The sequence below is a fragment of the Emticicia aquatilis genome, from assembly GCF_014644295.1.
GTDB lineage: Bacteria > Bacteroidota > Bacteroidia > Cytophagales > Spirosomataceae > Emticicia > Emticicia aquatilis.
In genome coordinates this window covers 18,270-38,715 of the sequence record NZ_BMKK01000024.1, presented here as the reverse complement: position 1 = coordinate 38,715, position 20,446 = coordinate 18,270, and the positions used below count along the sequence as shown (strand labels likewise).

At 36.0% G+C, this 20,446-nt stretch carries 24 protein-coding genes; 12 read left to right on the top strand and 12 right to left on the bottom strand.

The annotated features are described in order from the left end of the window. Positions 1-57 precede the first annotated feature (57 nt). Both IEX65_RS27640 and IEX65_RS27635 read left to right on the top strand, forming a co-directional pair. Entirely contained in the window at positions 58-1,131 is a 1,074-nt protein-coding gene (locus IEX65_RS27640; protein ID WP_188771597.1) for a sensor histidine kinase, read from the top strand. A gap of 28 nt (positions 1,132-1,159) precedes the next feature. Further along, positions 1,160-1,912, top strand: coding sequence for a LytR/AlgR family response regulator transcription factor (locus IEX65_RS27635; protein WP_188771595.1), 753 nt, complete (start codon positions 1,160-1,162; stop codon positions 1,910-1,912). An 8-nt stretch (positions 1,913-1,920) separates the two neighbouring features. Here IEX65_RS27635 and IEX65_RS27630 read toward each other — a convergent pair whose 3' ends face one another. Further along, positions 1,921-2,421 (bottom strand): LytR/AlgR family response regulator transcription factor, encoded by a 501-nt coding sequence (locus tag IEX65_RS27630; RefSeq protein ID WP_188771593.1) that lies wholly within the window; start codon positions 2,419-2,421, stop codon positions 1,921-1,923. A 210-nt stretch (positions 2,422-2,631) separates the two neighbouring features. Continuing rightward, the gene (locus IEX65_RS27625; RefSeq protein WP_188771592.1) at positions 2,632-3,555 is read right to left on the bottom strand and encodes a fasciclin domain-containing protein; all 924 of its coding nucleotides are present in this window, start codon (positions 3,553-3,555) and stop codon (positions 2,632-2,634) included. A 211-nt stretch (positions 3,556-3,766) separates the two neighbouring features. On the opposite strand from IEX65_RS27625, the gene IEX65_RS27620 reads away from it, so the two are divergent. Together IEX65_RS27620 and IEX65_RS27615 are read left to right on the top strand one after the other, a co-directional pair. Further along, positions 3,767-4,099: a PadR family transcriptional regulator gene (locus IEX65_RS27620; protein WP_188771590.1), complete on the top strand. Its 333-nt coding sequence runs from the start codon at positions 3,767-3,769 to the stop codon at positions 4,097-4,099. Then, positions 4,096-4,761: a hypothetical protein gene (locus IEX65_RS27615; RefSeq protein ID WP_188771588.1), complete on the top strand. Its 666-nt coding sequence runs from the start codon at positions 4,096-4,098 to the stop codon at positions 4,759-4,761. Before IEX65_RS27620 ends, IEX65_RS27615 begins: the two co-directional genes overlap by 4 nt. Before the next feature lie 49 nt (positions 4,762-4,810). On the opposite strand, the gene IEX65_RS27610 is transcribed toward IEX65_RS27615, so the two are convergent. The 8 genes from IEX65_RS27610 to IEX65_RS27575 all read right to left on the bottom strand — a co-directional run bounded on the left by IEX65_RS27610 (position 4,811) and on the right by IEX65_RS27575 (position 11,451). Further along, positions 4,811-5,704, bottom strand: a complete 894-nt coding sequence (locus tag IEX65_RS27610; protein WP_188771586.1) for a glycerophosphodiester phosphodiesterase — start codon at positions 5,702-5,704, stop codon at positions 4,811-4,813. A 9-nt stretch (positions 5,705-5,713) separates the two neighbouring features. Next, complete coding sequence (locus IEX65_RS27605) at positions 5,714-6,241, bottom strand: hypothetical protein (RefSeq protein ID WP_188771584.1); 528 nt, start codon at positions 6,239-6,241, stop codon at positions 5,714-5,716. A gap of 36 nt (positions 6,242-6,277) precedes the next feature. Then, positions 6,278-7,573, bottom strand: a complete 1,296-nt coding sequence (locus IEX65_RS27600; protein WP_188771583.1) for a DUF3570 domain-containing protein — start codon at positions 7,571-7,573, stop codon at positions 6,278-6,280. A gap of 141 nt (positions 7,574-7,714) precedes the next feature. After that, complete coding sequence (locus IEX65_RS27595) at positions 7,715-7,933, bottom strand: DUF4266 domain-containing protein (RefSeq protein WP_188771581.1); 219 nt, start codon at positions 7,931-7,933, stop codon at positions 7,715-7,717. A gap of 2 nt (positions 7,934-7,935) precedes the next feature. Further along, entirely contained in the window at positions 7,936-8,868 is a 933-nt protein-coding gene (locus tag IEX65_RS27590) for an FAD:protein FMN transferase (RefSeq protein WP_188771580.1), read from the bottom strand. Beyond that, positions 8,855-9,298, bottom strand: a complete 444-nt coding sequence (locus IEX65_RS27585; RefSeq protein WP_188771578.1) for a thioredoxin family protein — start codon at positions 9,296-9,298, stop codon at positions 8,855-8,857. The genes IEX65_RS27590 and IEX65_RS27585 overlap by 14 nt, the downstream gene beginning before the upstream one ends. A gap of 36 nt (positions 9,299-9,334) precedes the next feature. Then, the gene (locus IEX65_RS27580) at positions 9,335-9,946 is read right to left on the bottom strand and encodes a Rieske (2Fe-2S) protein (protein ID WP_188771576.1); all 612 of its coding nucleotides are present in this window, start codon (positions 9,944-9,946) and stop codon (positions 9,335-9,337) included. 134 nt (positions 9,947-10,080) lie between these two features. Next, positions 10,081-11,451, bottom strand: coding sequence for a protein-disulfide reductase DsbD family protein (locus IEX65_RS27575; protein ID WP_188771575.1), 1,371 nt, complete (start codon positions 11,449-11,451; stop codon positions 10,081-10,083). A gap of 306 nt (positions 11,452-11,757) precedes the next feature. On the opposite strand from IEX65_RS27575, the gene IEX65_RS27570 reads away from it, so the two are divergent. The 6 genes from IEX65_RS27570 to IEX65_RS27545 all read left to right on the top strand — a co-directional run bounded on the left by IEX65_RS27570 (position 11,758) and on the right by IEX65_RS27545 (position 16,761). After that, complete coding sequence (locus IEX65_RS27570) at positions 11,758-12,582, top strand: hypothetical protein (protein WP_188771573.1); 825 nt, start codon at positions 11,758-11,760, stop codon at positions 12,580-12,582. A 20-nt stretch (positions 12,583-12,602) separates the two neighbouring features. Continuing rightward, positions 12,603-13,256 (top strand): hypothetical protein, encoded by a 654-nt coding sequence (locus IEX65_RS27565; protein WP_188771571.1) that lies wholly within the window; start codon positions 12,603-12,605, stop codon positions 13,254-13,256. A 35-nt stretch (positions 13,257-13,291) separates the two neighbouring features. Further along, entirely contained in the window at positions 13,292-14,368 is a 1,077-nt protein-coding gene (locus IEX65_RS27560) for an ATP-binding protein (RefSeq protein WP_188771568.1), read from the top strand. Between the two features lie 110 nt (positions 14,369-14,478). Continuing rightward, on the top strand, positions 14,479-15,111 hold the full coding sequence (locus tag IEX65_RS27555; protein ID WP_188771566.1) for a response regulator: 633 nt from the start codon (positions 14,479-14,481) through the stop codon (positions 15,109-15,111). 170 nt (positions 15,112-15,281) lie between these two features. Further along, the gene (locus IEX65_RS27550) at positions 15,282-16,424 is read left to right on the top strand and encodes a hypothetical protein (RefSeq protein WP_188771564.1); all 1,143 of its coding nucleotides are present in this window, start codon (positions 15,282-15,284) and stop codon (positions 16,422-16,424) included. A gap of 13 nt (positions 16,425-16,437) precedes the next feature. Beyond that, positions 16,438-16,761 (top strand): LytTR family DNA-binding domain-containing protein, encoded by a 324-nt coding sequence (locus tag IEX65_RS27545; protein ID WP_188771562.1) that lies wholly within the window; start codon positions 16,438-16,440, stop codon positions 16,759-16,761. An 83-nt stretch (positions 16,762-16,844) separates the two neighbouring features. On the opposite strand, the gene IEX65_RS27540 is transcribed toward IEX65_RS27545, so the two are convergent. Together IEX65_RS27540 and IEX65_RS27535 are read right to left on the bottom strand one after the other, a co-directional pair. Then, positions 16,845-17,135 carry a hypothetical protein gene (locus IEX65_RS27540; RefSeq protein WP_188771560.1) on the bottom strand — a complete coding sequence of 97 codons (291 nt, stop codon included), beginning with the start codon at positions 17,133-17,135 and terminating at the stop codon, positions 16,845-16,847. Positions 17,136-17,247: 112 nt separating this feature from the next. Beyond that, positions 17,248-17,967 carry a hypothetical protein gene (locus IEX65_RS27535; RefSeq protein WP_188771558.1) on the bottom strand — a complete coding sequence of 240 codons (720 nt, stop codon included), beginning with the start codon at positions 17,965-17,967 and terminating at the stop codon, positions 17,248-17,250. A 250-nt stretch (positions 17,968-18,217) separates the two neighbouring features. Between IEX65_RS27535 and IEX65_RS27530 the strand changes: the two genes are divergently transcribed. Next, positions 18,218-18,823 (top strand): RNA polymerase sigma factor, encoded by a 606-nt coding sequence (locus IEX65_RS27530; RefSeq protein WP_188771556.1) that lies wholly within the window; start codon positions 18,218-18,220, stop codon positions 18,821-18,823. Then, entirely contained in the window at positions 18,813-20,357 is a 1,545-nt protein-coding gene (locus tag IEX65_RS27525) for a hypothetical protein (protein ID WP_188771554.1), read from the top strand. Before IEX65_RS27530 ends, IEX65_RS27525 begins: the two co-directional genes overlap by 11 nt. The last annotated feature ends 89 nt before the right edge of the window (positions 20,358-20,446 follow it).

The following is a 20,446-nucleotide window of genomic DNA, read 5'->3' as shown; positions in this document are numbered from 1 at the left end:
ACTTTGATATTATTTATGAAGCCGATATACATCTGGCAATCGTTTAATTAAAAAACAATGCAGAATTTCATTAAAAAATTCGGGGGGCCGACCCTCGGACTACCGACCAACAGAATATTACTATTACACCTATCCTTTTGGGCGTTATATTTCTCATTTTTTTTCTATCAAATTACATTTAGCCGCCACGGAGAAGAACCAAATTATCAACGGTCATTTTTTGATGCTTCCACTCAGATAATCTTTATGGCCTTAATCAGCTATTTCAATTACTTTATTTGCTTGCCTCGTTTCTTGGTACACAAAAATTTCGGCCAATATTTAATCGAATTTCTGATTCCTTTCACCATTATTATTACGTGCCATATTTTCTTGAAGAGATATATCTATCTTGAAATCAAAGAAGCTAAGGGCTTTCTGTATTCTACTAAATTTATCAGTCAGCACGTAATTGCGGCTATTTTCATAGCTATTTTTATCGGGATGTTACGTTTCGCAAAAGATTGGTTTGAATTAGAAGCCAAGAAAAGTGAGATTGAAAACGAAAAACTAACGGCCGAATTACGCTTCTTGAAAGCTCAAGTGAATCCGCATTTTTTATTCAATACACTCAATAATCTATATTATTTGGCCATGATAAATTCGCCAAATACAACCGAAGTTATTGAGAAACTCTCACAAATGATGCGATACATGCTCTATGATTCAAATCACCCGAAGGTTTCGATGACGAAAGAGATTGAGTATATGAAAAATTATATCAGCCTCGAAAAACTCAGATTAGATAATCAGATACCGATTACATTTGATATTTCGGGAAACCCAGATGAAGTGCAGATTGTACCGCTGATTTTTATCACATTTCTCGAAAACGCCTTCAAACATGGTGTAAGCAATAGCATGACCGATGCTTACGTAAATATTTCGATTGATATAAATGGTCAACAATGCACATATTGTGTAGAAAATAGTAAATTGCCCCCAAACCTCGAAACAACCAACGAAAAATCGGGAATTGGCCTACAAAACGTCAATCGTCGCTTAGAACTCAGCTACCCGAATAACTATGAATTGATTGTGAATGAAGACGATAAAGATTATATCGTGGTTTTGAAACTGAACTTGGCTTAATCAATTAACAATTAAACATTAATAATTAATGTTAACCTGTATAATCATCGAAGACGAACCTCTGGCTCGAAACCTAATGGAGGCCTACGTAAAGAAAGTGCCGCATCTAAATTTGCTAAAATCATTTTCGAGTTCGTTGGCAGCTTTAGATTTTTTGCGTGAAAATACGGTAGATATTTTGTTTTCAGATATACAGATGCCTGAAATTACAGGTATTACGCTGCTTAAAATCTTACAAAAAAAACCTTTGGTGATTCTGACAACCGCCTACTCTGAATATGCCCTTGAAGGCTATGAATTGGAAGTTTTTGATTATCTATTGAAACCCATCAGTCTCGAACGTTTTCTGAAAGCAGTAGAAAAAGCAACCATTCGCCTAACTGCAACCCAGCCAGTTGTACAAGAAAAAATCGTGCAGGAAATAACGGTGAGTCCTGACAATAATCAAGGATTTATTTTTGTGAAAGACGGCACAAAGCTCGTCAAGATACGCCTAAACGAAATCCAGTATATCGAAGGTCTAAAAGATTACGTTTGTATCCATACGAAAGATAAAGACTCTACACTCAAAAAGATAGTTACGCTTCAAACTATGAAAAGTTTAGAAAGCCAATTATCAGAAAATCAATTTATTAGAATTCATAACTCCTATATCATTGCCTTCGATGCCATTGATGCCATTGACAAAGAAAAAGTACAAATCGGCAAAAACTTCATTCCTATAAGTGATACTTACCGTAAGGCTTTCAAAGAATTTATCGAGAAAAAACAAGTAAGTTAAAAGCCAATTCATTGGTCGAGCCAAGCCTTAAATTCTTTTACTTTATCTTTACTAATAAATATTTCTTGCTCAAAATGAGGCTTTAAGAATAACTGTAAACGATTATTGGATAGCTGTTTAACTTTCTGAATGGCATCAATTTTTATAAAAAACTTACGGTTGATTCTATAAAAAACGTGCGGATTCAGGAGGGTTTCGAGCTGCTCCAAACGATAATCTACTATGTATTGTTTGGCATCTACCGAAACCAAATACACAATTTTATCTTCGGCAAAGAAATAGGCAATCTCATCAATATTTTTGAATAAGATATTATTGCCAGTTTTTACTAAAAAGCGATTTTTGAAATTTGATTTACCTGATTGTTGCTGCTGTATTGGGCTAAGCCAATTTATACTTTCGTTGATTAAATCAACCTTCTGTATCTTAATCTCCGCACTAAAATCCCTCAGAAGTTCCGATATTCTATCAGCTGTGGATACTTTTTCTTCAGAAAATAACTCCCTCATTTATCTCTCAATTTTAGACTAATTATTACTTATTTAACTCAAAGTGAAAAACAGTTTGTTAATTTCAGCAGTAATAAATAAATAGGTAGTTGGTATAATATAAAACTTCGTGTTCTGAAAATTGTTTTATATAACCTTGTTTTTCGTAAAACAAAAAAGGTCGCAGTATTCAAACGAACACTCCGACCTTACTAAAATATTAACTTATAATTACGGCAATAAAACTTTGTCAATCACATGAACTACACCATTTGTTCCGAGAATATTCACCGCTGTAATATTAGAATTACCACTCGATTTACCTTTTACTTTTGCACCTCCCGCTAAGTCGAAAGTAAGTTTTGCAGCCGTATTGGCAGTACTAACTTCACCACTTACATTAGGTAAATCAGACGAAAATACTCGACCTGGTACTACATGATAAAGTAATACGCTTGTCAATAATGCTTTGTTGGCTGGTGCGAGCAAAGTTGCTTTTGGAGTAGTTTTATAGAGTTCGGTAAAAGCTGCGTTGGTTGGAGCAAAAACCGTAAGTCCATTTGCTGAAGCAGAAGACAATGCAGTAACTACCGACGCATCAGCTGCCAATACTAAAGAAACTAATTCTGAGAAATTTGGGTCTCCTTGAGCAATTTCAACCAAACTTTTTGTTGGTGGTACAATTACATTATCAATAATGTGAATAATTCCGTTTGATGCTGATACATCGGCAGTTGTTACTTGGCTATTGCCATTGATAAAAACTCCAGTAGAATTTTTTGACAAGTAAATTGACGAGCCAAGTGAAGTTGCAACCCCAGATTTCACATCAGCTGCCAATACTCTTCCACTAACAACGTGAGATTTTAGGATATTTACCAATTCAGCATTGGTTAATTTACTGGCATCAATTTTTGCAAACGCATCGTTGGTTGGAGCAAAAACCGTAAATGGCCCTGTACCTTTAAGCGTCGAAACAAGTCCGTTATCAGTCAAAAGTTTAGTCAAAGTCGAGAAGCGACTATCCGCTAAAGCTACATCTACCACGTCTTTGGTAGCTGGCATTGCATCATCGTTAGTATCACAAGAGCTGATACCCAACATCATTCCACTTAAAAGAACACTTACTCCTAACAGGGCCTTAATTTTTTTCATAACGATTGATATTTGTAAAGTTGTTGATTAAAAATTTTACAAATACATAACGTTTGAAACCTCTCCTACTGCCAAAGGAACAGAGTGAATGAACGTTTAAATGGAGTCAGTAGCTAATAAAATGGAGTGAAGCAGAATAAAAATTAATACCTAAGAATTTGATGTATAAGAAAATTATGTATATTTACCCGTCGAAATAAACGATAAGCAAATGAATCAACATATAAAAGGTAGCCTTAGTACAATAATTCTAAAACTACTGCACGATAATGGAAGAATGTATGGTTATGAAATTACTCAAAAAGTAAAAGAAATAACCCAAGAAGACATACAAATTACTGAGGGGGCATTGTATCCGATTCTGCATAAACTTGAGGCAGAAGAAATACTAACGGCAGAAACTGAAAAGGTAGAAGGCCGAGTAAGAAAATACTATAAAATAACTCCGAAAGGAAATGAAATTGCAGTTGACAGAATTGCTGAACTCCGTGCTTTTGCCGAAAACCTAAATCTAATCTTGAATCCTAAACTTGCACTTCAATGAAACTAACCGCAGCACAAATCGAAGAATTATATGCTTTTACACGCAAAAAGTATGTAGAATATTATGATGTACAGACAGAATTGGTTGACCACTTGGCTTCTTCAATCGAAGAGAAAATGAGTACCAGCAATATCAATTTTGAAACTGCTTTGCAACAAGTTTATACTCAATTTGGAATATTTGGTTTCAGTGACTTGGTAGGACAAAAAGAAATGGAAGTAGCAATTAAAGGCAGAAATTTATTCAGAAAAAGTTTCGTAGGGTATTTCAAATTACCAAAAATTCTGCTTTTGTTAATGATTTTCTTGGTAAGCTACAAAGCATTTCAAATAGCAAGTTTAGCATCAGTGATATACTCTTTCTATGCACTTATTATTATTTTTAATATAATTCTCATTAGCAAAATAATTTTAATCAAACGAAGCATTAAGTTACCACTTCTACAATTCAAGAATATTTACATTTTAAGCTCGTCTGTCGGGTCATACTTGCTAATGTTACAAGTCTTTTTCAATTTATCTCTTTCTGATTTGGCAAATTGGTACCCAATAGCTCTACCAATTATTTTTTCTTTTATCACAATCAGTTACTTAGCTGAAATTGATGTTTTAGATAAACTTTCTAATCAACAAAGAAGACTTTATCCAGAAGATTTCAAATAATCATAAAGCTACATTAATTAGTGTTGATGTGGCTTTATATCTTAAAATTTCATTTCCGTGAAAGCGAATCAGGCTTCTGCCATTGCTGAATTGTGGCGTAATAAACCTCATCAGTAGCTTGCATTGTCTCTACCAAATATTTGACCTTATCTGTTTGAATAAAATCGGGGTTCTTTCTGATAGCCTCAATATTTTCGTTTTCGGTTTGGACATTCCAAACTGCCACTCTGAAACCCTTATCGTGAGCTTCGGAGAGTTGTTCGGTTGAAATATCATCGTTCGAAATCGTTATTCCGTATAACTTAAGCTCGGAGGCAGTTTCTAAGCCTTCTTCAAAAGTTTGCGGGTAAATGAATAACTTAAACCTTTCATTTTTGGCGGATAACATCGTCAGGAAGTTTTTGTCATTCGATTCTATCAAAATCTTTCGCTGAATATTATACTTCTGGGCAATCTTCACGATAGCGTTAGCAAAAGTGCCTAAATAAGCATCATTTGTAGGGTCGGCGTTGTAGAGTTTACAATCAAACGTAAATTTATAAGGCGAAAAATCATCAATGTTTGAAAAAATCTGTTCCAACGAAACAATAGCGTAAGTTTTATACGGCATCTCGTCGTAGAATCCTTCTTGAAGTTCGGCAAAAGTATATTGACTTATAGACCCTGTCAGATTTGTTTTTTCGGTTAAATCAGAATCATGAAAAGCTACCAAAACACTATCTTTGGTCATTTGCACATCAATTTCGCTACCATCAGTACCCAAACTCAGGCAACTCATGATTGACTCGTAGGTATTAATCGGATAGGTTGACGATATGCCCATTCCGCCATGACCTAATACCGTTATATAATTACGATTGAGGTTGGCAATTTCGAATATTTCAGTTTCTTTTTCGCAAGCAAAAAGTAAACTTAATACAGAAAATAAAAGAAGTTTTTTCATAAAATTTCATTAAAAACCATAACCTATTGATAACCCAAACCATGAGTTATATACTTTGTTAGAAGAAATAATAGGTGAATAGTTTAGCCGAAATATTACGCCTCGCTCAGATTTTTGATAGCGATAACCCGCTATAAAATTAGAATTGAGCGTTGTTTTACGTTCAATTTCAAATGAGGCACTTGTCTGAGTTACATTAGAAATAGTTTGGCCAAAACCAATCTCAACGTGGTGTATTTTGCCATAAATGGCATTGACAGATACCGGAATAATAACGTCTGGATTAAATTTATTGTTAAAATCTTTGAGATGAAACGTGCTTATTCCCAGACGAAAACCAACTTTTAGATTGGGTGGAAGTTTTTGCTTTTGCTGAAAAATTATTCGCTCATAGTTTAATGAACCGTAGCCACCAGCCCCGAAGGCTTCGAGATAAATCAAATTCCGAATAGACTTTTGTGAATCTAACTGTGAAAATGATTTAAAATGCACTCCAATTAACAAAACTATGAGCCAATAACCTTTTCTTTTATTCATCCAAAATGCCAATTTAAAGCATTAATTTACACTAAATTACTTAAACTTGGCACTGAGCGTAACAATATTGGCTACCATACCATTGCTCCGGTTATAATGCCCATAACGCAACTCAGCGGTATTCCAATGTTTGATACCCAAAACGCCATCTGGTGGGGCAATTCTAATTCCTGCCCCCCAAAAAGCACTTCTGAAATCCGAAATATCGAAGTCAGAAGTATAGTAGGTTTCGGTAAGCTTATGACTATTGATTGGTGCAAAATAGTTAACAGCAGTTTGACTATTAAAGCGATAATGCGGTGTAACTGACACGAATGAAGTTATTTTGATAGGCACTTCAACGCTTATAGTATGGGCTTTCATGCCCCAGTTATCTTGGTAATAACGATAGAACGAACGAATGATAAATCTATCACCCAAGAAATAGCTGGCACGTAAGCCAACAGGTAATTTTGCACGTGTGCCAGGCAGTTTTTCTACTTTCAATGTGCCGTCTGTAAAATAAACTCGGTGATAAGGCGTGCTCAAAAGTCCTTCTTGATACGAAGGTTCAACAACCGCCATTACTTGTAAACGTTTATTGATAATCTGCGAAACACCGATTGATAAATTATAGGAGTTTCGGCGTTTATAGTCAATATTTTGGTCGCCTTCTGCACCTGAGCCGTAGCCATCTGGGCGTACTTCATAAGGTAAAATAACCGACCAAGTATCAAAGAACGCACCGAGTTTTACGCTTAATTCAGTATTATTATCTTTTGATGATTTAGAGAAACTCAAATTTCCTCCATGAGATTTATAGTCCCACTCAGTCGAATACGAAAAACTCGCACCCACCGTAGTGTGTTTTTTATCGTCTTTTCTACTCCAAGAAAGCGTTGGATAAAAGTGCGTATCAGTCATTGAAGCCGAAGATACCGAGCGAGGGTCAATCTTGTCCGAAGAAGCCGACGAATAATAATCAATAGCAGCTTCGCCAATAATTGAATGTTTACGACCTTTTTTATCCGTAAATGACAATTTTAAATCTATCGAATTGGCGAAGTCAATCAGTTTTTCGGTTCCGACTCCACCCGTTACGGCTGAGTGATTACCATCTTGATTATAATATGCCGAAACAAAGTTTACTTCATCAAGCTTCAATGTACGGAAACCACTTTCGGCTTCAGGTTTTGAAGTTAATTTATACTCTTTGCTTGATGTGGGCATTGAGTTTTTGTTGGTTGTTTCGGTCTTTTTATTTTTAAATATAAATTTGGTTTCGTCGTATTGACCATAGGCTCCGCTTAAAATGCCTACGTACAAACCAATCGCTAATGTTACTTTTTTCATAGGGGAAAAGTTTTTAATAGCCGAGAAGGATTCAATTGAATTCGACTATTTCAATGTTTTGCTCATTATAAGTAGCCAGAAACCACCTATAATTATTTATTTACCAATTACATGAACGAAGCAGAGCTTCATTCCACGGTGTTAGTTACAACCGCAACCACCACCACTTTTCCCACCATTGGCACCCGATGCACCCTCTCGGTAGAGATAAAAGCTTGTTTCAAACTTCTCAGCTTTTCTTGCAGCAAGTTCCATTTCGGAATCATTGATGCGATTTTTCTGGTACTCTTTCACCGCTACACATGAAGCCATTGAGCTAAGTAAATAAGCTAAAAGAGCAAAAATTTTGATTGATTTCATCTTTATGAAACGTTAATGTTGTTTGATGTATATATATTATTGTCGTCGTCGATGATGATACAAGCAATCTGCTGCATTTGATTGATAAGGCCCAGACCTGCGTCAACTCCTAAAACAGTGATGGGTGTAGCCATTGCATCGGCTAATTCGGCATTGGGGCAAATAATCGTTACACTTTTAATTCCCGACACTGGAAAACCAGTCTTTGGGTCAATCGTATGCGAATATTTTTTTCCGTCAATAACTACGTACTTTTCGTAATTTCCCGAAGTTGCCACCGCTACTCCACTGATATTGAGGTACGAGAAAGCTTTATTTTGAGTGTCGGGGTCGGCAATGGCAATCGTCCAAGGTTTTCCATTAGGTTGGTTTCCCCAAGTGCTTAGGTCGCCTGCAGCATTTACAATCCCACTTTTTACTCCGTTTTTTATCAATAATTGTTTGGCTCGTTCGGCAGCATAGCCTTTTCCGATTCCCCCAAAACCAATTCTCATACCTTTTTCTTTCAAGAAAACTGTCTGATTTTGGGCGTCTAAAATAACATTCTGATAATTGATTAATCTGACCGATTCTTTGGCTGTTTCAGCATCGGGAAGTGAAGTCATTTCTTTATCAAAATTCCAGAAACGTTTGTCGATTGAGCCGTAGGTTATATCAAAAGCTCCGTCAGTAAGAGCAGATATTCGGAGCGAACGCTGAATTATATCAAATACTTCTTTATCAACTTTTACTGGTCTGATGCCAGCATTTTCGTTGATTTGGTTGGTTTGGCTATCACTGCTGAAGGTAGTCAGAAGCTTTTCGATTCGACTAACTTCAGCAATGGCTTCATCAATTTGCTGCTCGGCCCATTGAGCATCGTCATCTACTACCGTGATAGTAAAGCGATTACCCATTAAGCGAAGCGTTTTTTGATGAACCTTATTTGCGAGCATTGATAATCGACTGAATTTCTTGAATAAAAGTTTCGGTTGTGATACCTGTTGGGTAGCCGTCCCACTCTTTCAAAACCTTTCCATCGGCTCCGACCAAAACCGTGAGCGGAAACTTTCCTTCTTGATTATACTTTTCGGCGAGGGCTTCGTTCATTGCCGTTTGTTTTTTATCCAATTGATTTTTCTTTAATCTTGGAAAATCGGCACGAACCAAAGCTAAATTTGATGTAGCATAATTTAAAAATTCGGGAGAATCGAGAATATCTCTTTTGAGTTTGATACATGGTCCACACCAATCAGAGCCAGAGAAATTAATCACAATATATTTATGATTCTGAATGGCATCAGATTTTGCTTTGTCGAAATCATTGCCCCATTGCGGAGCTCCTTCAAGCAAGAAGAATGTCAGGAGAATGCTTAAAAATTTCATTTTTTAGTTTAGTTTAAATATTTCTCTGTAAATCTCTTAATAAACAACTAATGTTTTGCCATCTGTTGCTACTTTATATACAGTAAGTCCAGCTCTACCATTGCTATTCAGTCCTGCACCTGTCAGCGAAAATCTTGCTCCGTGAGCAGTACAATACCATTCATTATTGTAATATATCACTTGTTTTTTAGGTTCATGCGAACAAGTCACCGTAGCCGCTATGTATGTGTTGGCTTTAGATAGGGCCACAACGATATTGCTCACTACCGTATACCCTCCTACTGTTTTCAGCTTAGCATAAGTTGTAGAAGTAAGGTCAATTTTTAGTTTAGTACTTGTAATTTTATTTAGTTCTTCGGTAGTTATAATACCTGACACGTTTGAAGTCGTTGTGGTAGTTCCAGTAGTGGTTCCTGTTGTAGTACCAGTTGTCGTTCCTGTCGTAGTACCTGTTGTTGTTGTACCAGTAGTTGTCCCTGTCGTAGTAGTGCCAGTAGTTCCTGTTGTTGTAGTACCAGTAGTTGAGCCATCTGGTGCTACTGTTAAAGCATTTACATATTTATCATCTTCTCTTACACAAGAAGTAAGTAAAGCCATTAAAGCACCTCCACTAAAACCTAATGATTTCAAAAACTCGTAACGTGTCATGATTCTAAAATTTAATAAATAATGGTTTATATTTTTGATTACGTAACCACTTCTCAAAGAGTGGGGTAATGTTTTCCTTTTATCGATACTTATTTTAAAGACGAATCTTATCAAAGAAAGGTTGGTTGAAATTTCTATTTCTTTTTACCTTCTTCCAAAAATTTCACGAAGTCTTCAACACTCGAATACCCTATTGGATTTACTACTGTTTTGCCACTGGCATCGACTACGGCATAATATGGCTGAGCATTATTATTGAACCTCGTAATCTCCAAATCCATGTTTTTGTCGCCAATAGTTGTTTTTACTTCATCATCATAAGTCGATTTATAATGTTTTTCTTTGGGCAATTCTTTCTTGTCATCCACATAGAGCGACGCTATCACATAATCTTTTTTGAGTCGCTCCAAAACTTCTGGTTTTACCCAAACATTTTCTTCCATTTTACGGCAATTTGCACACGCATAACCCGTAAAATCGAGTAAAAGTGGCTTATTTACTTCCTTAGCATAGGCCAGAGCATCATCGTAATCGACAAACCCCGATAAACCGTGCGGCATCGGACGAAGCTTTTCAGAAGGCACCCCTGCCAACTCAGATTTATTATCTTGTGGAGGTAAAATACCAGAAAGCAATTCGAGCGGTTTATCTTGTACTACGCCAGGAATCAGATAAAACGTAAAGATGAAAAATAAAGCACTAAAAACCACTCTCGACCAATGATAAGTCTTTACTTTACTGTCTTTCGGCAATCTGATGAAACCTGCAATATAAAATGCAATTAATCCGAAAATGATTATCCAGACGATTAAGAATATATTTCGATGCAATAAATTGAAGTGATAAGCTTGGTCGATATTGCTCAAGAATTTGAGTGCCAAAGCAAATTCGGCAAAACCCATAACTGCTTTCATTTCGTTCATCCAACCACCTGATTTTGGCATACTTTTGAGCCATTGAGGAAACATCGCCAAGAGTGTAAAAACCAACCCAAAAGGAAGCCCGAAAGCTAACATTCCCCATAATGGTCGCCAAACTTCGCCCTGTGCGGCCAAAATCAACAACGACCCCACAAATGGGGCTGTACACGAAAACGAAACCACCACCAAAGTTAGGGCCATAAAGAAAATTCCCAACCAACCACCACTTTCCGACATCCCATCAATACGATTGACAAATTGGTGAGGTAAAACTATTTCAAATGCCCCCAAAAGTGATACTCCGAAAACAATAAAAATAACAAAGAAAATAAGATTTGGCAACCAGTGAGTACTGATAAAGTTTAGAAATGGAGCTCCAAAGGCCATAGTAACGAAGCCAATTAGAGCAAAAACAAACATGATTGAAAACCCATAAAACATGGCTTTACGAGAGCCATCCGACTGCTTCGTAAAAAAACTGACCGTCATGGGCATAATCGGGTAGATACAAGGCATAAAAAGATTGGCTACTCCTGCTAAAAATGCCACAGAAAGAAAACCGAGCAAAGACTGTTGTTCGTGCATGAAAAAATAGGTTTGATGGTACTTTAATTAGCTATACGGAAACCCTCAGCAATGCGTGGGGTAACAAGAGGAAAAATTTAATCAATAAACAAAGGAAGAATTTGGTTGATATAAATTTTAGGTTAGTGTTTTATTCAACAATATTTCAGCTTGATTTATTGTTGAGCAAAAGATTAAATCCCTTTAATTGAAATAGACGAATCGATATGAAAAAGGGTTGCGTGCGTATCTTACATTATAATGTAATTGACAATTTCGTTTTTTATTTTGACATTCGTTTATCTTTTCAACCTAAAAGAAAAAACGATGGCAAAATCAAAAATCCCAAAAAATGTTTTAAACAACCCCAATATTCCAAATATTGCTTCTATTGACAATCACAATACAATAGCTGTTGCGGCTTTTTATAATTATGTAAAGGAGCAAATTTTGAATGATAGAGCTGATGTTAGAAGAGATGGCACTACCGTTATTGGAAGACAAAACTCCTTTATAAGTCCCAAAGGAAATGGCTTTGAGCAAGGTTTTGATGCTAATTATAGTATTTCTAACTCGCTCATAGGCTCTTTTTATATTCCCATAAATAACCTTGTTTCATTTTTATTTGATGCAAGTTTTACTGGCGAAAATAGCATTGTTGGCTTCTGGATTTGGTTTACAAAGAAAGCTAAAAATGATGTACCTAAAATAGTTATAACAAAAGCTGGGTTTTCGGGTGGACCCAAAATACTCTCTGAAAATTATTTACTTCTAAAATATCAAACAGAAATTACTGTAAATCCTTTAAGTCCAACGCCAAGTATTCCTATGGGTACACCTTCCATTAATGATTTAAGAAGGGGATTTACTGAACCCATTCAAGGATATTTTATTGGACGTGAGTTAATAATGAATCATTTGGCAGACTTTGAGGGTAATATTATTCCAGAAGTAAAAGGCATCGAATTAAATGTCAGGAAGGGAGCTGCTTTTAGTGTTCCACCAATGGCTGATATTCATAAAGTTGCGTTCAATATTATCTATAAAAATACCGAGACACAAATGATAGGAGTTGCCACCTACAAAGACCATACTCACTCTGGTGGCGGAACGTCAAGTAGTCGTCCGTGTCCAAATTATTGTCCAGGTTGATAAATAATATATGCTAACTTATGTCTGACTGGCTTTATAAAATTTCTTCTTATAGTTTATTTTTACCAATACTTATAGCTGTTTACAATCATAAATACATTAGTAGTAGTTTATGGTGGTATTTTGGAGGCTTATTATTGGCAAATCTGAACAGCATAATTTCCATCAAACTTAGCGAACATGGTATCAATAATCATTTTATGATATATGTTAGTGCCTGCTGTACTATGATATTTCGTACTTTTTTTTTCTATACTTTGCTTAAATCAAAAATTTATAAGCAAATTTTACTTTTCTCACTAATTATCTATCTATCAGGCATTTGTATTGATTTATATTTACATGGAATTTATATGAATCAATATCTTTTCTTGGTTTTTAATATTTGGACAATTATTTTTTTCTTGGTTGCTCTCAACCAAATTTTAAAAGATGAAAGCATAGAATCATTAAGAGAATTTCCATTATTTTGGGTGATAATTGGGACACTTATTTTCCAAATTTTTGATTTATTATTAACTGCACTTAACAGTTGGCTTTATAACCTCAATCGTTCTTTCATATTTTTTTTATGGGACTACATCGTACCGATTTTTATTTTTATAAGAGTCATCTTTGTAAGCATTGGCTATTGGAAAACTAAATATTATGCCGAAAACTTGGCAAATTCGTAGAAAAATCCTACTTTTCTATACCCAATCCAATTCCTATGCGTTTAGTTTTTACTATTTTGCTGTTGTGCCTTTATAATAGTTGCTTCTCTCAGAAAAACATCACTTTTCTAAGATTTCAAGTGTTCGATGATAGCACCATTTATGACTGCACAAAACCCATCGAATTAGCATTTAAACCCCAACACATTGGTATCAGCTTCGTTGATAAATCAGACTCACTCAATGCCCAATATGCCATCCAGCTCAAAGGCTCGGATAATATAGAATGGATAAAAATTGGTCACCAAAACTTTATGTCATATTCTAATCTTTATGGGGGCGAGTATGAGTTTGCAGTAAAGAATCTTAGAAATAAACACGAAAACGCACTGAAATTTAAAATAAAACCAGCATTTTGGCAAAGTTGGTGGTTTGTTCCTTCAATATTTTTGTATGTGCTTACGGTGCTTGGTATCATCATTTATTTGTTTTTAATGTACAGATTTCGGCAGAAAATGCGTACCCAAAAAGTGCAAGATAAAATTGCGAGAGATTTGCACGATGATGTCGGTTCCACTCTCAGCAGCATTGCGATTCTGACACAAGTAGCTAAAAATCAGTTAGCAAATTCGCCCGAAAAAACGCAGACCTTACTCAATCAAATAAGCGAAAATGCCCAAGAAATGCTCGATAATATGAGTGATATTGTGTGGACGAACAAAACATTAAATGATAATTTTGAACAATTAATCATCAGAATGCAGGAATTTACAGCAAAAATGCTCGAACCCCAAAACATCGAATATCAATTTAATGCCGACGAATCACTTAAAACAATCAAGTGGAGTTCGCAGAAATACTACGACTTTTATATGATTTTTAAAGAAGCCATCAATAATGTTGCAAAATACGCCGAAGCTAAAACCCTAACTATAAACCTATTAAAACACCAAAATTTATTAATATTGAGCATCAAAGATAATGGTAAAGGGTTTGACCTGCACCAACAAAAAATGGGAAATGGAATTATAAACATGAAAAAGCGAGCCGAGCAATTAAAAGGATTTTTTAGTATTAGCTCTGAAATTGGTAGCGGAACAGAAATTGAAGTCAAGATTCCAATTTCTTCCTAAAAATCATAAACGATTAAGTTCGATACAGCACAATTTGGTAAAGTCATGCTACATCAAAATGTAATTTTTTATAGAATTAAAAAATACTAACATTGTAAAAAAATTAGAATATGCCAGTCAGAGTGCTTTTATATGAAGATAATCCAAAACTTAGGGTGGGTCTTTCGTTTCTACTCGAAAGTTCGGCTGGTATTGAATTCTTAGATAGCTACGAAAACTGCGAAAACATTGACAACCAAATACTTAGCCAAAAACCTGACGTAGTTTTGATGGATATTGATATGCCAATTGCTGATGGTTTTAGTGGTTTGAAGACCATCAGAAAACACTCAAACAGTATTCAGGTTGTGATGCTAACAGTTTTCGATAGCGATGAACATATCTTTGAAGCACTCAAACTCGGAGCAAATGGTTATTTACTGAAAACCACCTCACCTGCTCAAATCGTTGAAGGTGTTCTGAGTGTTCATGAAGGTGGTGTACCGATGTCGGCCGCTATTGCTCGAAAAGTGTTGGCATTTATGAGTCAGAAAAACACACAAAACATTGACTATCAACTCACTAAACGAGAAAAAGAAGTTCTTGAAAACCTCGTAAAAGGGCTAAGCTACAAAATGATTGCCCACCAAATCGGCACGGGCATTGATACCGTGCGGGCTCATATCAAACATATCTACGAAAAACTACACGTACATTCCCAAACCGAAGCAGTAGCAAAAGCCATTAATGAACGGATTATATAAGCTAATAATTTATGGGTTCGACAACGCTAACCCACCGATTATTATTTTTACATTCTCAATTCTACATTCTTAATTCTCAATTCCCTACATCATCATGTAATTGACGGGCGTGGTTTTAAAATTGAATTTTGTCGAAAATAATTCTTCACAAAATCTTAATTTTCAAAACCATGAAAAAAAATATTATTGCATTAGCTTTGGTTATGATTTCGGTTGTATCATTCGGACAAAGCGTTTTATTAGAACCTGGAACAGCCAGTAAAAGATTTGTAGTAAAATCGACAGGCACTACTTACGGGCATTTTTCTACAACAGGTTCATTCGGTGCTGATTTATATTTCAAAAACTCAGCCACTGGCGATGGAAACACAGGAACAGACATGGGGTCAATTTCTACTTTTGCCGACCGAATCCACTTGGGTGGAAGCTTATCGAGTCAATTATCGCTTGGTTCAAATGGACAAGAAAGAATAAGACTTGCCCTCGACGGAAAAGTTGGTATCGGAACAGTAAGCCCCAATTACAATTTACAACTTCATAATCCAAGTACAGGCTCTTCTTCAATTTTACAATTAACCAACGAAACCATCGGCACAACAAGCACCGATGGTTTATACATCGGCGAAAACAATTCTGGCAATGCCTCAATCTTTAACCAAGAAAATGCTTTTCTTGGCATTGGAACAAATGGTGCTACATTTTTACAATTAGCTCCAACGCTAAAAGCTTGCTTGAGTTGTTTAACTCCTGCGGGTAAGTTTGATATTTGGCACAATACTGGCAACACCGCCACTAACCCGCATATCACTTTAAAAACAACCGTTGACGCCTCGAATGGCATGATTAGAATGGAAAATTCTACTGCTACCCGCTATTTTGGGCAATATTTTAATTTATCAAGTGCCACAGCAGCCAATAATTTTGTATCATTCGATTATGGTGGTACAACACCCATTCTTGACCTGCAAGGTAACGGTAATGTAAAAGTATCTGGTTTTACTACTTTGGGAGACGATGTGGCCGCACCAAAAATCAAAATCAAAAAGATAACCAGCACCACAAGTGCATCGCAAGGAGGTAATGTATCTATTCCTCACGGTGTGTCTTCTTCAAAAATTATTGCTATCAATGTTTTGGTTAGATACAATGGTTCTGCTGCCGAAGCATGGGTAGGTAATGGCTACACAGGCGTAACTGGATATGAGTTTTCGTATCAATATGATGGCTCAAATATATTTATTACGAACAGCCCCGGAAATAGTGCCAATATTTTGAGTAAAGACATAAAAATAGTAGTAACCTACGAAGAATAACCCATACAACGCCATGAAAACCATAGAAAATGCCAATCAAGTTTCCATCGGAGGCCGACAAAAAGTATGCCCCAACGAGGTCATAATGCTTCAAGCCGATGTAAATTATTCGATTATTCATCTCAGCGATGGCACAAAATTGATTGTAGCTACAACTCTCAAAAAATTAGAAGAACGATTCCGTCAGTTTGCTTTTATACGCATGAATAAGAGTTATTTGGTCAATCAGCAATTTGTGGTGGAAGAACACGAAAATGCCATGAAGTTGTCCAACTCAATCATCATCAATTTCTCACGCCGTCGAGGGCGAAACTGGAAAGAAAGACAAACTTTATAAAATACAGAAACAAAAAAACTTCCTGACATAACATCGGGAAGTTTCTACCAAACCACAAAAATATATTAACTTTTAAATTCTAATCAACCGTGTTTTGGTCCTTTCTTTGGTTTGTGTCCAAGTGAATCCAACTTTGGTGGTTTTACGCCAAGAGAATCTTTTGGTGGCTTATGTCCCAAAGAATCATGTGGCATACCTTTTGGACCTTTATGACCTAACGAATCACCATGCGGTTTATGTTTTTTTGTCGAATCAGCAGTGGCAGCTGAAACTGCATCAACCGACATCGAATCTGGGCTAATATTATCTCTATTACATGCAACAAAATAGATGCTTCCAAGAGCAAAAAATGATAAAACAACTAATTTTTTCATTCGATTAGTATTAAATAAATAGTAAATGATTTTGTTTAGAGCGAAGCTTCTGTTTTGTAATTACATTTTCAATGACGGCATTCATTCTAAAAATGGTTGCACGAACATCAAATTAAAATTTACTTTCGTGTTTTTTCTTCTTTGGTTTTCTATTAACTGCGTAATCAAAAATACCCAATTTTAGACCAATATTTGCCGAAAACCCTTTATAGTCATTATTCAAACCACTATTATCAAATGCAAATCGGTAATTTGCTCCAACGAATGCTTTTGCAAAACGAGAAAGGTTTGCCTCAGCCACAACTCCAGGTTGAATCAGGCGATACGTTGTATTTGAAAAACTCCCATCTCTCATTGGCTTTGTTCCATCAGCGTTCGGGTCAAAATTACCATCCCTATCACCTCTAAAACCATCGTGGTCGAAATCTCCGAAATGGAAATTATTGCCTGCTACACCAACAACCAATGGGAACGAAACGTGAACCGCCGCATCGGGTTTTACGGTATATTCAAATTTTAGTCCACCAAACATCCCATCAACACCAGTCGATTGATTTCTAAAACTGCTGTAACCAGTCATACCAACTGCAAACTTTTTATTGAATTGCAACATAAATGAGCCTCCCGCTAACGACGTAAATACTCCACCAACTTGTCCGAATTGATACTCGGGAGCAATATAAACGCCCAAATAATTTAATTTAGCCCCACCTTTCTTTTTCTTAAAAATCGTTTGAATTGATGACTTCGTAGAGTCTTGTCCCAATACAGTAGCTGAGCTAAAGCCCATCAATAATGCCGATAAAATCATCAACTTTGCAAAACGTGTCATAGGTATTAATATTAAAATGTAAAAATGAGTAATTACCTATCTTTACGCCGAGCCGAATAAAAGCGTGGGGTAAAAAAAGTTTTTTTTGAAAAAAATATTATTTTTCTATTTCCACCCCACCCTTTTTTGCGGGCATACGTACTACCTTTATGAATATAATTTTTTAGACGAAGCTTATTAAAGTCAGCAATGCTAACGCACTCACAATCAATGCTTTAATAAATTCGTAAATGTAATAAATCAGTATCCATTGTTTTTCAAGAAAAGTACATTTTCGGAAGATAACCTCGATAGCGTAATAAAAGCCTGTATTGATAATAACAGTCAGGCTCAACGGACGCTCATAAAGCTGCATTTGGGCTTTGCGAAGAGTATCTGTGCGAGATATTCGAGCAACGAGCAAGAAGTCGAAGAGATGGTCAATGATGGTTTCTTGAAAATCTTTAATAATCTACCTAAATACGACTCGGCTCAACCTTTCAAAGCGTGGGTTCGCACAATCATGGTCAATACGGCCATTGATTATTATAGAAGTAATAAAAAATACCAACTCCATATTGCAGTCGATGAAGTAGAAGTAACTGACTTCGACGACGACGTGATTAGTAAGCTTTCGGTTGAAGAAATCATGGGGCTTGTTCGTAAGCTTTCACCGATGTATCGCATGGTTTTCATGCTTTATGTAGTTGAGGGCTATAAACATAAAGAAATTGCGGAGCGTCTCGGCATACAAGAAGGCACATCGAAATCGAACCTTCAAGATGCTCGCATAAAATTACAGGAAATGATACGCATTCATTATCCTCATTTATTTGATATTTACGCAGTGCGAAAAAATAAACTCAATGAAAACTGACAAATTTGATGAGGCTTTTCGACGCAAAGTTGAAAACTTTCACCCACCTTTCAGTGAAGACGAAATCGACCGAGTTCAAGGGTATGTCAATCAGCACATTCCTCTGAGCCTATGGCAACGCTTTGGGCATATCTTTACCTATTCGGTTGGTACGCTCATGATTCTAACTTTACTAACAACAACCATTTTTCAAGCGAATGAGAATAAATCTTTACTAAATAAAATCTCAGAATTAAACCAACAATTAGAACAAAAATCAACACAAACGGCTTCAAAAACAGTTCTAAAAGAGAAGTCTTCGCCTGTTATTGTCGAAAAAATCGATACGGTTTATGTTGTTAAGCACATCAAACACGAAATTAAAGTTGATGACTACGAAGAGAGCATAGCGGCACAACCTCAAACAAATAGTAGTGAAAATACTCCGTTTGAAAATGGCGGTGACATTTCAGAAAATACAGCCGTTGCTGCAAGTAAAAATTCTGAAAAATCAATTTCAAATCTAAGTAAAGAAGAAACTAACAAAGATAATTTCAGTAAAAATATCAATAAAAATACAAGTAATGCCACCAACAAAGGCTATAACACATCAAAGAAGCGATTTGAGACTATTGCACAACAAAATAGTTTTGTAGGAAATAAATCTGATTTAAATTCTGGTGGCAAATCTGCTCCAAAAGACTATTCAGAAAACAAAGAATCGAAAATCACACAAAACACTGATAATCAAGCAAATAACACTACTCAAACTCCTGCAAATCAGTCAGAATTAGAAGAGGTAAGCCTAAAAACTTTATCATTAAAAGATTTAAAAAGTAAAGGTTACAACCCACTCGGATTATCTCCTGCCATTAGTTTTGCTGACCGTCAGCTTAAAACCGCACGTTGGGTAGATGCAAGTTCAAAAAAATTTGGTTTCAGAATGCCACAAATCACTTTACCATCGCTAAAATACCGGGTAGGTTTAGGAAGTAATATCGACAATGGGCAAATCGGAACGAGTATTTTGACCGAAGTTTTGTTTAGTAAACGCTGGAGCATGACAACCGGCCTTAATGTAAGTTTCTTAGGTTTTGAGCATTTTGGCGATGAAGATGATTTCAAACGTAAAACCGAACGAGATTTCCGTGAGCAACATGACTTAGATTTGCCACTGAGTTCGCCAATTAAAGATATTGAGGCACATCAGGTGCTGTTCAGAATCCCGCTTTACCTCAATTATCGTCTGCCGTTACGAAAAGATTATACTGTATTATTTTCAACAGGCACAGATTTAGATGTCAATCTTCGCCAAATCACCTCTTTTTCGCACCATGATTTCATCAAAGAAAATCAGCAAGAAGGCCTAACCGAAAGTATAAAAGTAACTCCATTCAACAACTGGATGTTATCGACAGGCATCGAAAAACGTTGGAAACGATTCTCGGTTCAGCTAAGTCCGTATGTTTCATACCAACTCAAAACACTGTCTTACCGAAACAATGACTGGCTGTTTGGACTGAAACTTAATGGGCTTTATAGAGTAAGCCGTTGAGATATTTTGTAAGTAAAAAGCACTATTCGACTGCCTAACACTTTGGGCGGTGCTTTTTACAAAATCATAATAGGCTTGCAACCCAAGTA